Source organism: Algoriphagus aquatilis (assembly GCF_042657405.1).
Classification (GTDB): domain Bacteria; phylum Bacteroidota; class Bacteroidia; order Cytophagales; family Cyclobacteriaceae; genus Algoriphagus; species Algoriphagus aquatilis.
Genome location: NZ_JBHSKS010000017.1, coordinates 1 through 15,495 on the forward strand (window position 1 = coordinate 1; position 15,495 = coordinate 15,495).

General features: G+C 42.7%; 16 protein-coding genes. 3 read left to right on the forward strand and 13 right to left on the reverse strand.

Going from position 1 to position 15,495, the window contains the following annotated elements:
• Positions 1–337 precede the first annotated feature (337 nt).
• The 4 genes from ACFPIK_RS16200 to ACFPIK_RS16215 all read right to left on the reverse strand — a co-directional run bounded on the left by ACFPIK_RS16200 (position 338) and on the right by ACFPIK_RS16215 (position 3,871).
• Positions 338–1,156 (reverse strand): hypothetical protein, encoded by an 819-nt coding sequence (locus ACFPIK_RS16200; RefSeq protein WP_377917147.1) that lies wholly within the window; start codon positions 1,154–1,156, stop codon positions 338–340.
• A 52-nt stretch (positions 1,157–1,208) separates the two neighbouring features.
• On the reverse strand, positions 1,209–1,733 hold the full coding sequence (locus tag ACFPIK_RS16205) for a hypothetical protein (protein WP_377917149.1): 525 nt from the start codon (positions 1,731–1,733) through the stop codon (positions 1,209–1,211).
• 205 nt (positions 1,734–1,938) lie between these two features.
• Positions 1,939–2,826, reverse strand: coding sequence for a dienelactone hydrolase family protein (locus ACFPIK_RS16210; protein WP_377917151.1), 888 nt, complete (start codon positions 2,824–2,826; stop codon positions 1,939–1,941).
• 157 nt (positions 2,827–2,983) lie between these two features.
• Positions 2,984–3,871: a CorA family divalent cation transporter gene (locus tag ACFPIK_RS16215; protein WP_377917153.1), complete on the reverse strand. Its 888-nt coding sequence runs from the start codon at positions 3,869–3,871 to the stop codon at positions 2,984–2,986.
• Positions 3,872–4,478: 607 nt separating this feature from the next.
• Here ACFPIK_RS16215 and ACFPIK_RS16220 point away from each other — a divergent pair.
• On the forward strand, positions 4,479–4,613 hold the full coding sequence (locus ACFPIK_RS16220) for a hypothetical protein (protein ID WP_377917156.1): 135 nt from the start codon (positions 4,479–4,481) through the stop codon (positions 4,611–4,613).
• Positions 4,614–4,652: 39 nt separating this feature from the next.
• On the opposite strand, the gene ACFPIK_RS16225 is transcribed toward ACFPIK_RS16220, so the two are convergent.
• The 5 genes from ACFPIK_RS16225 to ACFPIK_RS16245 form a co-directional block, all read right to left on the reverse strand.
• Positions 4,653–5,138 (reverse strand): hypothetical protein, encoded by a 486-nt coding sequence (locus ACFPIK_RS16225; protein ID WP_377917159.1) that lies wholly within the window; start codon positions 5,136–5,138, stop codon positions 4,653–4,655.
• A 1-nt stretch (position 5,139) separates the two neighbouring features.
• Entirely contained in the window at positions 5,140–5,601 is a 462-nt protein-coding gene (locus ACFPIK_RS16230) for a lipocalin family protein (RefSeq protein WP_377917161.1), read from the reverse strand.
• A gap of 79 nt (positions 5,602–5,680) precedes the next feature.
• A complete protein-coding gene (locus tag ACFPIK_RS16235; protein ID WP_377917163.1) occupies positions 5,681–5,938 on the reverse strand; it encodes a hypothetical protein in 258 nt (85 codons plus the stop codon).
• Positions 5,939–5,992: 54 nt separating this feature from the next.
• Positions 5,993–6,661, reverse strand: coding sequence for a BON domain-containing protein (locus ACFPIK_RS16240; protein WP_377917165.1), 669 nt, complete (start codon positions 6,659–6,661; stop codon positions 5,993–5,995).
• A gap of 126 nt (positions 6,662–6,787) precedes the next feature.
• Positions 6,788–7,348 (reverse strand): helix-turn-helix domain-containing protein, encoded by a 561-nt coding sequence (locus tag ACFPIK_RS16245; protein ID WP_377917167.1) that lies wholly within the window; start codon positions 7,346–7,348, stop codon positions 6,788–6,790.
• Between the two features lie 475 nt (positions 7,349–7,823).
• Here ACFPIK_RS16245 and ACFPIK_RS16250 point away from each other — a divergent pair, with 475 nt between their 5' ends.
• On the forward strand, positions 7,824–8,210 hold the full coding sequence (locus tag ACFPIK_RS16250; RefSeq protein WP_377917169.1) for an alkyl hydroperoxide reductase: 387 nt from the start codon (positions 7,824–7,826) through the stop codon (positions 8,208–8,210).
• Positions 8,211–8,489: 279 nt separating this feature from the next.
• Positions 8,490–8,897, forward strand: a complete 408-nt coding sequence (locus ACFPIK_RS16255; protein ID WP_377917171.1) for a hypothetical protein — start codon at positions 8,490–8,492, stop codon at positions 8,895–8,897.
• Between the two features lie 9 nt (positions 8,898–8,906).
• On the opposite strand, the gene ACFPIK_RS16260 is transcribed toward ACFPIK_RS16255, so the two are convergent.
• The 4 genes from ACFPIK_RS16260 to ACFPIK_RS16275 form a co-directional block, all read right to left on the reverse strand.
• The gene (locus ACFPIK_RS16260; RefSeq protein WP_377917173.1) at positions 8,907–9,770 is read right to left on the reverse strand and encodes a GIY-YIG nuclease family protein; all 864 of its coding nucleotides are present in this window, start codon (positions 9,768–9,770) and stop codon (positions 8,907–8,909) included.
• A gap of 225 nt (positions 9,771–9,995) precedes the next feature.
• Complete coding sequence (locus ACFPIK_RS16265; RefSeq protein WP_377917175.1) at positions 9,996–13,037, reverse strand: metallophosphoesterase; 3,042 nt, start codon at positions 13,035–13,037, stop codon at positions 9,996–9,998.
• Between the two features lie 1,119 nt (positions 13,038–14,156).
• Positions 14,157–14,981, reverse strand: a complete 825-nt coding sequence (locus tag ACFPIK_RS16270) for an SDR family NAD(P)-dependent oxidoreductase (protein WP_377917177.1) — start codon at positions 14,979–14,981, stop codon at positions 14,157–14,159.
• Positions 14,982–15,042: 61 nt separating this feature from the next.
• A complete protein-coding gene (locus ACFPIK_RS16275; protein WP_377917179.1) occupies positions 15,043–15,495 on the reverse strand; it encodes a hypothetical protein in 453 nt (150 codons plus the stop codon).

A 15,495-nucleotide genomic window follows, 5' to 3' on the forward strand; every position in this document is an offset into this window, starting at 1 on the left:
TGGCTTACCTGACCGAAGCGCATCTCCGGCCTGCTTGGCGAAAGCCTTGAAATCAAACTCTTCTTTGTCTTCTTTCATAGTCAAAATTTAATGGTTTAAATTTTGACACAGTTATTTGAACAGTCTCAAATAGAAATAGCTTTAGCCTTTCCCTTCTCTAGAGCCTTTGCTGCTAAAACAACAACATACCTTCTAGCAGTCTGAAGACTGCATACAAAAAGGTTCAAGTCTGAAGACTTGAACCAATTAGGTCAGAGGCTTTCCGGTTACAAATCTGTAAAAGCCGGAAATACTAGTTTCAACCAAAAGCAATCTGAAGACTGCCTAGTGGGTCTAATCACCCAATCACTTCTTGCAGCAGCAATGCTGTGCTGATATTGGCCATCAGAAATCGAACCTCAGGATCTAAATTTCTTGCAAAATGGACTTGGCCTCTTTCGGAGATGTTTACAGCTGCCAAGGGTCGTCCCGAGGAATTTCTAATTTCAAAACCAATCGACCCAAAGGGCATGGACATGATTTTTCCTTCGGAATTCTGTAGGGTTGAAACCGGGAAAATCGTGTAGTATTCCCCCGAACTTTTGGCTATCGTTCCTGCGCATTCCTTCGGAAACCGCTGCGCACGATCATTATTAAGAACAAGCTGCCAAGGTTCTTCCGAGTCCGGATTGTAGATCTGAGCAAAAAATAAGTTCGAGAAATTTCCGCTTTTATATTCCAAAAGATCGATTCCAATGGAAAGGAGTCCACGATTATTGCCCAGAAGGAGATTGGAGGCCTGAAATTGGGAAACGGCAAAAACTGTAGAACCTCTGTTACCTCCATCCGATAAATCAAATCGAATGGTTTGTTTTCGGTCAATGTATTCTCTACCGATAAGGTTAACGTACTGACCTGTCCCGAATGTGCCAAATCCAAGTCCTGAATACCCATTACTTCCTCTGGTCCAAGACCGCTTGACAACCATGGTCTCGTACTCTGCAAACCTTATTTTTTGTTTGATCAGGAGGCCCATGCGTCCAGTCACATCATGGGTTTCATGACCCAACCAAGCATTGCCTAGGAGACCAAGTTGGAAAGGACTACAAGAAACCAAACTTGCCAAAAGGATAACAGCCAAAAGAGTCACAGGAACTCTTGTCATTGTTTTATTCATGAGGTCTTGGATAATGTGATTTTTGGACATGATGCCAGTCGAAGGGGCATTGTCAGAGCGTGATGTCTAGTTGTTTGAATCGGATATCTCTGGGGATGATTTCTCCTTTTGCCTCAGACCAAACCGTATTGTCTCGGTCTCGGAATTGGAGGCTTTGGGAGATCCGAAGCACCTCGTTCGGGTTGACATTTCTCTTAATATCTTTTTGAAAAACCAAAGGGGTATTCGGGGCGGGAAACTCCCGGATGGAGCGCATGCTGAAGGTGGTGTCCCAGATGACAGTATTCCTTCCATTGCCAAGATCTTCGAGGGAAAGGGTTAAAGTCAGGGAGGCCCGCGTTTGATCATAAATGGGCTCGCTATATTCCTTGGCTCTGGCTATTCGGTAGTTGATGGAGTGCTCGATTCGATGTTGAACGGTTGCTGAGAAAGCGTCTCCTCCCAAGTTGCAACCCGACAATAGGGCAAAGGACAACAGGGAGACTAATTGCAATCCAAGCGTTCTAATTCTTGGTGAGTTGAAAAGGGTGGTGGGGTGAAGTACGCCTAGATGTTGAATCGAAAAAGCAGGTTTCATAAACTTGATCTTATTTCTTTTTAGAATCTGAGTTTAAAAACGGATTTTTTTCTGGAGTTGCTACAAAATTTACTTTATGCTGAAATTCAGCGCATTATTTTTTTTACCCCAGAAGAGCTTGTTCAGATTTGGACAAAAAAACAAGTCCTCCGGTCAGAGGACTTGAAAGAGTACACTAAATTTTGAAAGAGTTGGAAGGATCCGATTACTTCAGATTCGCTTTGAAAAACGCGATCGTCTTTTCCCAAGCGGCCTTTGCAGCAGCTTCGTCGTAGCGAGGCGTCGTATTGTTGTGGAAACCGTGATTTACCCCCGGATAGTTGATCATTTCATACTTCTTGCCATGGGCTTTTAGTGCTTCTTCGTAGGCTGGCCAACCTGCGTTCACACGCTCGTCGAGTTCGGCGTAGATGACCAATAGTGGAGCTTTGATTTTCGGCACATCTTCTACTGCGGGCTGTCCGCCATAAAAAGGTACCGCGGCTTTCAGGTCGGGAATTCTTACCGCCATGGCATTGGAGATCCAGCCTCCGAAGCAGAAACCCACCACTCCCACTTTGCCATTGCAATCCGGGTGATTTTTCAGGTATTCATAGGCAGCGATAAAGTCCTCGAGCATTTCATCACGATTTCGCTTGGCCTGCATGGTACGGCCTTCATCATCATTTCCAGGATAGCCCCCAAGCGGGGTCAATGCATCTGGAGCGATGGAAATAAAGCCATCCACTGCACATCTTCTTCCTACGTCTTCGATGTAAGGATTGAGCCCACGGTTTTCATGAACGACCACGATTCCCGGGAATTTTCCCTTACCGGCAGGCTTGGAGAGCAAGCCTTTGATCTGTCCTCCGCCTTTGGGTGAGTCGTACATCACGTAGTCCGAACTCTGCATGCGTTCGTCGGTAGGTTCGATGGTGCGGGTATTGACATAGTCGGGCATCATGCTGCTCATGAGCGCCGTGACGGTGATGCCTCCGACGGCATAGGCTGATAATTTTTCCACAAAAGTCCTGCGGTCGAGCTTGTTGTGGCAGTAGTAGTCGTAGAGGTCAAAAGCTTCCTGAGGAATATCCTCTTTGCGTAGTTTTTCCATGATGTGGTTTTGGTTAAGTGTCTATAAGTTATTCAAAATCAAGGAAGCGGAAAGCCAAAAATCAAATATTGGTCAAAAAACTAGGAGAGTGGATTGAATTGCTTTATCAAAACCGGAGATAACCTTTTCCAAAGTATCAAACTTTGGAAAAGGTGGGCTAGAGAATTCGTTTTCGTTTAAACCACAGGTAGATAATCAGCGAAATGGCAGCCATGATGCCAAGTGTGAAAAAATAACCCATCTCCCATTTGAGTTCGGGCATGTGCTCAAAGTTCATCCCGTAGATCCCTACCACAAAGGTCAAGGGCAAAAAGAAGGCTGAAAATATGGTCAGCAGCTTCATGACGTCATTGCTCTTTTGGGAGTTGACCGAGAGGTAGGTGTGGAGCAAGTTGTTGGCGTTTTCCAAGACTTCGTCGTAATTCAAAATCAAGCTTACCAGCTGGTCTTTGATGTCCTGCAAGGCTGTTTTGGATGGCTCGCTTACTTCGATTTGCTGGATTACCTGTTGGAAAAGGTGGAGGAGTTTTTTGGTGATTCGTGCCTGTGATTTCAAAAAGTAGAGGTCCTTCAGGGATACTCTCGTGTAGTCTTTCAGGAAAATGGTTTTCTCTATTTCGGTAATTTTCTCGTCCAAGACTTGTTGCGGCTGTTCATAGGTCTGCACCATTTTATGAATCAGATGCAGCAGGATCTCCTCCGGGTTTTGGTACGCTTTGTTGATCGCTTCTAAAAAGTCGAATTGCTTTCGATGGATGGTGATCAGCTTCTGGTCGTTATAAAAGAAAGCAATCTTGTTGGACAGCTCATTGATGGTGGTGGCTCCTTGATGAATGGTGGATGTAAATGCCCTTAAAATAAGGAAGTTGTAGGTAGGTTGCTTTTCAAACTTGGGCAAGTGTCCAGGCTCCAAACTGTCCTTGATTTGGAAGAAGTCCAGTTGATTTTCGGCTGCGATTTGATCTAGGCTGGCCTTGCTCGGGTGGCAGATGTCGATCCAGACAAAGCTGTCGTACTGAACTTTATGCTGATGGCTAGTGGTCATTTTTAGTGTTTAGTAATCTCTCGGTTTGGAGCTCCACCAAATTTAACTTTTCCAAAGTTCTAAACTTTGGAAAAGTTGGCTTGAAACACTAATGGTAAGTAATTGCAGTCTACAGCCCGCCTCCCGGAGGACAGGAATGCATACAGGTTAGTCCAAGCCTGCCTGTTGCCGGCAGGTCTTAAGACTTGAACCAATCGGTTCGGATAGGCGCGTGGGCCGACACAGCAGCGGGCCAGCGTCCGGCCTTGTGCGGCTGGAGCTTTGCTGTGTCTTGACCTTTTGGTTCTTTTGGGTCAAGCCAAAAGAATGAAGAAAAAAATACTTCCAAGGCAGTTGTTGAAATTGAATTTTCAAATTCCCGGATAGGGCTTCCCGATTGCAAATCGGGAAGAGCATGGGAAATACTAGTTTCAAATACAAGCAGTCTGAAGACTGCATACAGGTGGTCCAAGTCTGAAGACTTGAACCATTCGGTGACTTACCGTCTTGGCGAGAGATCAATTTCATCTAAAGTTGAATTACTAATCCCCAGGATAGGGCTTCCCGATTGCAAATCGGGAAGAGCGGGATAATCTTGGTCGGGATAGAGTTGCCAGTGAGAAAAAACATGGCAGCTCAAATCAAAGAGAAATCCAAGGTGAATTTGATTCTAATCACGCTATTTGGAAAAGGAAAAGAGGGGAAACGCGCCTGCCTCAATGATCATCCCTCCAAATATGAGCGGCTAAACTTGCTTGATTAAGGAAAAATCAGTTGCACCAGTGAAACCTTAACGTCCCGATCAGTCGGTATTGTCGGTAAACAAGTCATTGAAAGCCTTTCTAAATTCATCCATATCATGGTTGAATTCGCGGCTGAAGGCTTGGTTTTTCTTGTAGACATTGGAGTCAAAGTGATGCATGTCATCCTCAAATTCCTGGGATCTTTTATTGAGTTTTTCTTTAAGTACAGCAATGTCAATTTTAGCTTTGGCATAGTCGGCCTGCAGCAGCTGTTTGGTTTTACCTTCTTTTTTACTCCTGGCCTCGAGTCGGATCAAGTCCTCTTCCATAACGGCTAGGGTGCTGTCAGCTTCATGTTTAAACGCCCTCCATTCAGCCAGATTTTTGGCTTTGGCGGCTTCATTTTCTTTTTCCTGCGCTATTTTAAGGTCGCTTTCCGCTTCGGCCAGAGTTTTCTCGGCGTTCTTTACTTCTTTGGTGGGAGAGGGAGTACACCCGGATAGAATAGCTGTCACGAGGAGAGCTACTAGAATGGGATTTTTCATGTTAAAGTTGTTTAGTTCGTGTAAGTGTTGAACTGTCAAATCCCATGGTTTCTACCCGGGAAATGAGTTTTTGATAAAGTAAATCGTCCAGTTCCGGTGTTCTGGAAAGGATCCAGAGGTACTTTCTGTTGGGATGCCCTACTACCGCATAGCTGTAATCGTCAGCCAAATCAAGTATCCAGTATTTTCCTCTGAAGGGCCAAAAAAATTGTATGCGGAGTTTTGCGTTTCCGCTGTTTTTCACAACAAATGCTTTGCCTTTGATGTAGGATTGTTTTCCGGTGGGACCATCCTTTTGGCATCTGTTTTCGACCAGAAGGTAACCCTTCTTGGTCATTGTATATTCCGCCGTGGTGCACTCGCAGCCTTTTTGAAATCGCTGTGGAAATGAGGCAATTTCATACCATTTTCCTGCGTATCGGTCTAGGTCTACATAGGGGACGGATTGTACAGTTTGCCCCATGCTGAGGGTAGGGCATAGTGGGAAAATCAAACTTAAAAGCACTGAATTTCTCAGCGCTTTTAAGTAGTTCCTGTTCAGCTTAAAGTTGCGGAGCATGCTGCTTCATATCCTCTTTTTGTGCCTTATAAGCGAGACCGGAGTATTCATTCGCTTTTTTAGCACTTTCCCCTGCTTTATCATGATGTCCATTTTCATGGTGTTTTGCAGCCTCATGATGATGCTTGGCTGCAGCTTCATAGTGTCTGGCTGCTAGTTTGTGGTTTTCGATCCCTTTTTGGATTTCTTCCTTGGGAGTACCTACGATTTGATTTTTGGGATTGGTTTCTGACGTATTCATAATCATTGTGTTTAAGTGGTAAATAATATGTAATGGAATAGTTGGATTCTTCAATTAAGTGAAGGCGTATTCATTGTCTACAGCCAATTCATTTTTCACCTGCCAAATACCCGGCATAGTTGATGCAATGCGGCCGGCTTCTTCTTTTTGATACCAGGAGTTGACTGTACCGGTCAAGGTAACGGTGGTGCCTGATACGGTTACGATAATGTCGCTAGTGTCTATGGACAAGCTTCTGCCAAGTGCTGCCTCTATGTCCCTTCTTTTGTCGGCATTCTCCAATCGCAATTTTATTTTGAGGGCTTTGGTGACACCTTTTCGACCAGATAGATAGTGTGGCCGCTGTTTGGCAGATTCTTTTTGATAAATCACGCGAAATTCGCCTTTCAGGGAGCCCCAAACTTTTTCTGCTTTAACAGTCACTTCGTCTTTTGAGACTGATGAGTTGTTTTTCGAGGTTTTTAGGCCTTGATTGGCAATCTCTGCATCCGTTTTTCTCAACAAGCTGTGAAACTTCACCTCAGTTTTTTCGACCAAATCGTTCTCCCCAATTGCTTTTTGGGCCGCATGTTCAGTTGGCGGCCTCCTTGCATAGGAGTCCTCCACACCGGTCAGTGAAACGTTACCGTCTTTAGCTGTGAAACCAATTTCAGAAGCAGGCAGCAGCTGCTCAGTTTGGATGGCGTTTTTCCCGGCTCTCTGCAATTTTTGATTGGTTTTCATGGGGAAGTTATCCTTGCTGTGAAGGAGGTTTCACAACGACATAAAGTTGAAAAACATTGATTTCTAATGTGTTATACAATTCGAACGAATTGTTGTATAATTAGAGAAGATGCTCACCAAAAAAAATTACAAATCCTCGAGGTTCTTCCGCTTTTTGATGGCTAGTGATTTGAAATAGGAGGGAGTCAGCCCGGTGACCTGTTTAAATTGGCGGGAAAGATGGGCTACACTCGTGTAGTGCATTTTATTGGATATCTCCGTCAGATTGAGGTTGCCATAGATGATGAATTCCTTGATTTTTTCCACTTTATGCAGGATGATAAAATGCTCGATTGTAATGCCTTTGGTCTTGGAAAATACCTTGGCCAGTTTGTGATAGTCTTGACCGATTTTGTCACTGAGGTAAAGGGAAAAATTGACGTGCGGCACATCTTCCTTGTAATGGATCATTTCTACAATGATGTTGGTGATCTTTTCGATCAACATTGTCTTTTCGTCCACCATCAGTTCCAAGCCCCACTCGTGCAACTCAGCCTGGAGCAAGCTTCTGTTGGATTCGGACAGCGGAGTGGTCAGCTGTACCTCGCCAAGCTCGATGGAGTTGAAACCTATACCTAATTTTTCCAACTGAGCCTTGACTACCATTTTGCACCGCTGACTTACCATATTTTGAATAAGTAGTTTCATCTTTTCAGTCTGAGCGTGGTGTCCCGGGATTGGGATTTATACAATTTACCTAAAAAGGCGGGGAAATGTGTCAATTCTCAGGATTTTTGACGCTGCAGGGGCTTCGAAGCTTGGTTGGGGTTATTTATGTAAGCACTCGTTGACCAACCGAGCAGAATTAGCAGCGCTTAAGGGTGGAATTACAAATTCCCAGCTAGGGCTTCCCGATTGCAAAATGGGAAGAACACGGGAAAAACTAGTTTCAATTAAAAGCAGTCGGAAGCCCGCCTCCCGGAGGGCAGGACTGCATTCAAGTGGTCCAAGCCTGCCTGCTGCAGGCAGGTCTGAAGACTTGAACCATTCGGTTTTATCCGCGTCCCTGCGGTGAATTTTAGACCTAAACCACCTCAGTTCTTTTGAAAAAGTTTGGGCAGATTTTCAAACTTTTTGCCTCGGGGATTGTCCTTAGGACATGGAAAAAAATTATCCCGATTGGATGGCAACCTGCCTCCGACTGGCAGCAGTTTACAATATACTTTGGGGTGCATGGGTGGTGATTTGGCCCCATACGTTTTTCGAATGGACAGGAATGGCTCCACTCCAGCATCCCACCATTTGGCAAGGCACCGGAATGATCGTAGGCGTGTACGGTCTCGGCTACTGGTGGGCAAGCTATAATCCGCTGAAGCACTGGCCAATCGTAGCGGTCGGTTTTCTGGGAAAAATCTTCGGTCCAATTGGTTTCTTATTCAATTACCTGGTCCTGCAGGAAATCCCCTTTCAGTTCAGCTATACCCTCTATACCAACGACCTGATTTGGTGGGTTCCTTTTTTCCTGATCCTCAAGCGAGTGCATACCGAGACCCAGTGGCAGCTCCGGTAATATATTCCTTTGTTTAGGCTATTCTGTCTGCAAACTTCTGTTTCTCTAAAATTGGGCAGGATGCTTCGACTTACTTCGACAAGTTCAGTACTAGTTGCTCAGCACAGGCGACCGATGACCGAAGACCGAAGATTTCCAAAAGCAGGGCCTTTAATTGCTCTTTTAACCATTTGAAATGCTAGCAGCTGGATACTTTAACCCCTGATTTGAGGAAATTGATGGAAGCAAGTTTCAAAGTTTGGGCAAGGAGCGAGGAATTTCTAACTAAAAAATAGAACTATGGATGCAATTCGTCTTTCGGTGGATACCGGGCTGTTTATTTTGGTGTGGTTGGTGCAGGTGATTATCTATCCTTCTTTTGCCCAGATCGCCGAGGAAAAACTCAAATCTTGGCACCGACTGTACACCCAAAAGATCCTCTACTTCGTGGGGCCAATGATGTTTTTACAGACGGGCCTGATCGCTTGGCAGATTCTGGGTGATCCGCTCGCTTACCTTACGGACGGATTGCTGCTGGCAGGGATTTGGGTCAATACGTTTTTGATTGCGATTCCCATCCACGAGAAGATCGATCGGGAGGGAATCCTGGCCGGCCATCTCCCCAACCTCCTTCGAGTCAACCGCTGGCGCAGCTGGTTGTGGACGGGGTTGTTTTTGATTTCGGTGGGGAGGGTGATAGTACTTTAGGAAAGAGGATTAAATTTTTACTGACTTTTCGTTCGCTTCAAATTCTTTGAGCGTTTTTCCATCTTTTGTTTTCCACTCGGTCAGCCCGTTTGCACTTCTTCCCATAACCATGATTGCTGCGGTAGATGGACTGCCGAAAATGTAATCATCCACAAATTCAAGGTATTCGCGTTTATCAGCAAGAACTCCTTCATCGATAAGCTTCTGTCTCAATTTCATGAAACTTGGACTCATGGAGTTAACTACAGTTGCGGCGGCTTTTGAGCCTTTGAATACTACAAATCCATCTGAACTTTGCTCTCCTTGGCCGTCTGCACCTCGCGCAGCTTTTATGAAAAATGTAGCCTGTTTTTGCTTTGCTTTAAACTCTCTTTTCTCATCAAATACTTTGTGGCCCAGAGTGTTTACCAGAAGCTTGATGTATTCAATGAATTCTTCCATTTCTGCTCGGTCAGATTCGGAAATGGAGGATTGGGTTGGAACAATCGAGTTGTCGATCTTGTAGCGATTAGCTGCTTTCGCAATGTCGTGTAGCCTGTTTTCAAGGTATTTGATGTGTGCCTTATTCAGGTTTTCATCTTTACTGATGAAAACAATGGCTTCATTCCAAAAGTCTTTGGATGTCAATTGTTGATTAAGTCTTTTGAGGATTGATTCTGCTTCACCTATGTAAACCTGATCTTTCCCATCATCATCCTTTCCAAACAAAAGGTAAACTCCTGTACTGGTTAAATCTTCTCGGTCTGAACAATCTTTTATTTTAATTCTAGGGATTTTGTATGCCTTTCCAGACCAGTTGGAAAGCTCACAACTCATCCGCCCATTTGGCTCACCATCAATTAGAAATATCTTAATTGTCTTTCCGAATTTCATGATTTGGTTTTTGGATAATCGGGTAGTTTGTTGATGGTGAAGATACTATTCTTAGCCTAATGGCGAATTACAAATTCGTTAGAATAGGAGGGTGAAGTTACAAACTTCACCCAGCACTTATCTGAACTTCAATGTTTGAGAGGAGAAACTACGCTCAGTGGGGGCACCCAGCACTTATCTAAACTTCAATAATTGAGAGGATAAACTACGCTCAGTGGGGAGTAGTTATCTCTTTTCTTCATCAATATTTTTTATGTTTCTTGGTGGTAGTACATTATTAGGAACTTTAGAAACGGTGTTTATACCGGGTCTTGGACTTCCTTCTTTATGTTTAATCCAGCAAGCTTTTATTAAATACTCTGTGTCTTTTAACTCTGAGGAAGTTAGAAAGCCTGTCGAATAATTTGCTCTAAGATTAGTATATAAATTACCGAGATAGAAAGAATTCTTTCCAATACCTTCAATGTAATTTAAAATTGATTCTTTCCATCCTACTGGTCTAGCATAACACTCCATTAATGCCAAAATGTGCTTAACAGTTAGGTCAGTCTCTTTTGACCTAAACTCACGGAAAAGTATTCTTAGTTTATCGGAAAACAAATCATCCTTAAACCAAAAATGTAAATTAAATGGCATCGCAAATATTATACTTTTCAAACATTCATTAAACTCTTTCGGGAAATCTTCAGTTAATTGAAACCTTGCACCACCTACACCACCAAAGCCATTTTTTGCAAGTACAGGGGAAATTAGATAAAGTGCACGCATTAAGGCTTTCCAAGCAATTGAAATGTTCTTTAACAATTCCTCTCTTAAGTTGGGATTTACAAATTCACTATTTCTTAATGCTCTTGAAGATGATTTAATCAAATCTATTAAGTTTTTTACATCATACTCTTCGAAGTAGTTTGAAATAGTTTGTGTATAAGGCTTTACGCTATCATAGTTTTTATCAGCAACAATATCTTTAATTTCCACAGGAACCCCAGAATCCTTAATATTTTGCTCTAATTGCTCCTGAGTCATTCCTTTAACGGTTTCATTTAATGCCCACTTAATGTCTTTATATGGGTTTATGTCTCCTGATACATTTAGTTTAGAATATACTTTGTTTGAAAGAGCATCAAGGTCAACAATTAACATTTTTACTATGTCCTCAGCTCTTCCATCTATACCAGTATAAAATTCTATAATCTCAGGGTAATATAGCGAATGTTTGTCTTTGAGCATGTAAGATTTAAAATCCTCTGAATCTTTCATTCTCAATGCTGCGAAATAATAAATCCAATAGGAGAATCGAAAACGTAGATATCCGTTGAAGTTTACAACTATTTGGTTATTCTTTAGGATTTGTAATAAGTCATTTACATTAGTAGTATTGTGATGTTTTTCACAGAAAAAATGAGTTTTACTCAAAAAATCAGATTCTGTAAATGTTTCTTCATTTCTACCAAGAAGAAGTTCGCAATAATAACCAACAATAAAACCACAGTTTTCTTCATCAATTGTATCTCCGTAGAATAGGTTTCCTGGATTATCGAAAATTACTTTCAAAATATTTTTAAATACTTTTGAACGATTTATTGGCCTGTCTTCAAAATCATTTATAAATGCAATTAATAACTGAATACAATTAATCGGAGTACGATGAATGTTTAAATCAATTAAATCAACATCAAGCCGATGTAAGACAAGATTCTCTTCCGCTATTTGATGAATGCTATTAAAATTTTGAACAATATTCCTTAATCCTTTTCTATTTAATTCGCATAAGTATATTTGACTAAAACCTTCATGACTCTCTTCTGAGTCTAATCCTTCAAGAACTATATTGTCATGATAGTTTGAAAATATGAAAATTGGAACCTTGGGAAAATTTTTACGAATGTTTTCAATTATCTTCTTAGAATCTTTAGCATTGTTTCTCCAATGATCAAGCAAAATTCCACTAACCGAATTTTGTTGAATGTTTAAATCAGCTATTGCTTCTTCTAAGTCTGTATGGTACTTTCCAAAAGTCCAATTATGTGCATCCAAGTATATCCAACACTCTTTTTTAATTTCCCAGGCTTTAAGAGCCAAATAATGAGCATAACTGGTTAATCCGAATTGTGGAGCTGCTATTATATGATAGTTTTTAGGATCATTAATAAGATTTATGTAATCTATTTTTTTTATATCTGTTTTCTTAGGGTTATTTGGTGAATTAGTCGTAAAATATCTTTCAACCCAATTAGGAGTTTGTGAATATGACTTCATTGCTTTATTAAAGTTAGATTTTAATTTCATGGAAATAAAATCATCACTTGTAATTTCGTTTCTTTTAAAACTCCAAATTCCATCCTCAGTTCCAGAAAAATTTTGTCCTTTCATGAATTTTCTTTGCCTTGGAATCCATTCTCTATAGTTTATTGTATCAATTTTTTTATCAATAAATGTCAAAATGGAATAGCCATTGAGGTCAGGTTTGTTTGAAAATAATTGAGGTGAACCTAGTTTAATGATTCCTCCATTATCCGAAACATAGGAATGGCTTATTTCTTGGTCATGAATATGACCAGAAATGAGTATATCAATTCCATTTTTAAGCATGGAATTAAGTTCTCTTTTGGCATAAGAAGTTAAATATTCAATTGGATGGTGCATAACTAAGATTTTTAATCTGCCTTGGTTGTTATTTATCCATTCATTTATTCCTGATGTCTCAATTCTTAGCCTACCCTTATCGTCAATGCCATTTAAGCCCCCATAGCTCATTAAGGAACAGTTAAGAAAATAGAGCGTAATTTCAGGAACAATCACTTCAGAAAATCCATTTAGGTTAAAATTTGAAGATTGAAGTTTTTCAGTATAAAAAAGTTTGTAAAATTTAAATTTCTTATGCAAAATGTTATCCTTTTCTCTAAGGAAATCGTTAAACTCAGTTTCTTTATATATTTGGTTAAAAATCTTTTCATGTTCCTGAAGGTTACTTTCGATTTCATTTCTATTTAGGTCGTGATTACCAGGAGTACAAAAAATATTTTGAATAGGTACTCTTTTTACTAGTTTTACAATAAAGTTGTCATAAAAATCTTTGTAAATTTTTTCCGAGTTACCTTTGTTAACAAGGTCTCCAGATATAATACAATATGTATTTTCTTTGTTTGTTTGGTCAAGTTGAGACTCTAAATCTTTGAAAAAAGAACTTAGTATTAACCCTTGATTTTCAGGTTCATTATATTCATAGTGAATATCTGAAATGTGTAGAATAGTTATTTTATCCATCTGTCTCTATTAAATTTGTCATATTGAACTTTTGTGGTGTAATTTTCTCCAATTGCTTCATCATTGAAACTATCGGACCCATACACCCCCAATCCTAGCCCCCTTCGTGCACCTAGTGGCTTTTTAAGATTTTGGTATTCTAATTAAATTTCCTGTGTTGGTTTTGAAAAATCTCCGGATTTACCGGTTGTGGCCTTTGGGCAGGTTGAGCAAGTTGGCTCGGTAGTTTTCGATGCATCGTTTGATAAAAGTTAGAAGGAAAAATTGTCGCAGGGTTCGTTCCCTGACTGCGATTTGAAAATAAAAAGTAATTTTTAGATAATTAAATGTTAGGTGGATTTTGGGTGAAAAATTTAGGGATTTTTTTGATTGCACCGCAGAGACGCAGAGAACGCGGAGGAAATGGAGTTTTTAAGGCTCACCGCAGACCTGCCTGCAGTAGGCAAGGGCGCCAAGAACGCGGAGGGAAAAGAAAGTTCCAATTGAAATATTCACTAAATCGGTCCTAAGAAAGATCTTCTCTGCGTCCTCTGCGACTCCGCGGTGATTTTTTTGATTGCACCGCAGAGACGCAGAGAACGCGGAGGAAATGGATTTTTTAAGGCTCACCGCAGACCTTCCTGTAGTAGGCAGAGGCGCAAAGAACGCGTAGGGTAAAGAATGTTCCTATTGAAATAGTCACTAAATCGGTCCTAAGAAAGATCTTCTCTGCGTCCTCTGCGACTCCGCGGTGATTTTTTTGTTTGCACCGCAGTGACGCAGAGAACGCTGAGGAAATGGAGTTTTTAAGGCTCACCGCAGACCTGCCTGCAGTAGGCAGGGGCGCCAAGAACGCGGAGGGAAAAGAAAGTTCCTATTGAAATATTCACTAAATCGGTCCTAAGAAAGATCTTCTCTGCGTCCTCTGCGACTCCGCGGTGATTTTTTTGATTGCACCGCAGAGACGCAGAGAACGCGGAGGAATTGGAGTTTTTAATGAGCAGTCTGAAGACTGTATACAGGTAAGTCCAAGCCTGCCTGCTGCAGGCAGGTCTGAAGACTTGAACTATCTAAGTTGACTTCTCTGCGCCCTCTGCGTCTTTGCGGTGAAAAATTAGTCTGCGGTGAATTTAGATTATACTACCCACGGGATTGGCGTTCGACGGCTACTGCTTTTTGGCCGAGCTTTTCTACCAGGGAAGGAGACATTCTACCGATCAGCCAAGCCACCCGTGCACGGCCCGGTAGGACGATGGTACCCTTGTTTTTTTCTACGGCATCCAGTGCCTCGCTGGCGCATTGGTCCACGGGGTAGGGAGGACCGGCCAGAGCAGTCAGGAAGCGACGGAGGTTGGGTGACCACTTGATTCTGAATTGACTGGGGTTTTCACTGTCCAAGATGGGAGTTTCGATGGCGGCAGGACATAGGGCACTGACCTTTACCCCACGCGGGGCGGCTTCCATCCGCAGGCTGGTACTCAGTCCTACCACGGCATGCTTGGTCAGGGCATAGGGCGCCAAGAGTGGGGCAGGCCCCAATCCGGCGAGGGAGGCGACGTTGACGATGTGCCCGAAGCCCTGCTTGACCATGATGGGATAGGCTGCCAGTACGCCATGGAGTACGCCGTAGACATTGATGTCCACGATGTGTTGCCAGGCGGCGAGCGGGATCTCATCCGTCTCACCCCCGATGCCGATGCCGGCATTGTTGAAGAGGTAGTCGAGCCGGCCCATTTCCCAGGTAAAGGAATCGATGCAATCCTTCACGGCTGCGGCATCCCTTACGTCCAGTTTTATGGCGCGGGCCTTGGGTCCGCAGGCTTCGGCGACTTGTTGCGCTGCTTCCAGGTGGAGGTCTGCCACACAGACTTTGGCTCCTCTCGAGGCCAGCTCGATCGCCAAGGCTCTTCCGATCCCTGACCCACCGCCGGTCACTACTGCCGTTTTGTTGGAAAATGTGCTCATTAGGTTCGATTTATCACGGGTTAAGTACTTGAATAGATGTGTTTTAATGGGTTTCTGCTGATTATTTCTTACTGAAAAACAGCCCTAAGGTCAGTGTGGACAGGCCTTGCACGGGGATCAGGATGCTGTCGTAGCTTTTGAAGGATTTGATCAGGGGGATTTGCTCGGTCACGATGAGATTGGCATTGGACTGCAGGTGCATGAAGGGTACCAGAAAAGCGGACAGAAAGATCAGCGCTAGAAAGAAATAGGACATGCCCAAGGCGAGGCGGAAGAAAAAGGCATCGATCTCCTGGGTGGCAGGTGGCTGGGTCACAGTGACGATCAGCACGCCGATCATCAGGGACAGGGGAGGCAGGATAAACTGAAACAGCCAAGACCAGACTTCCCCCTCGCTGGGGCCGAAGCGTCCCATGCGCGCTACCACAAAGTAGGTCACAAAAATGACCAGGGAGGCCACGATCCAGTGGGTGAGGAGTTTCTTTCTTGACTGGTAAAAATCTACTTTTTTCAT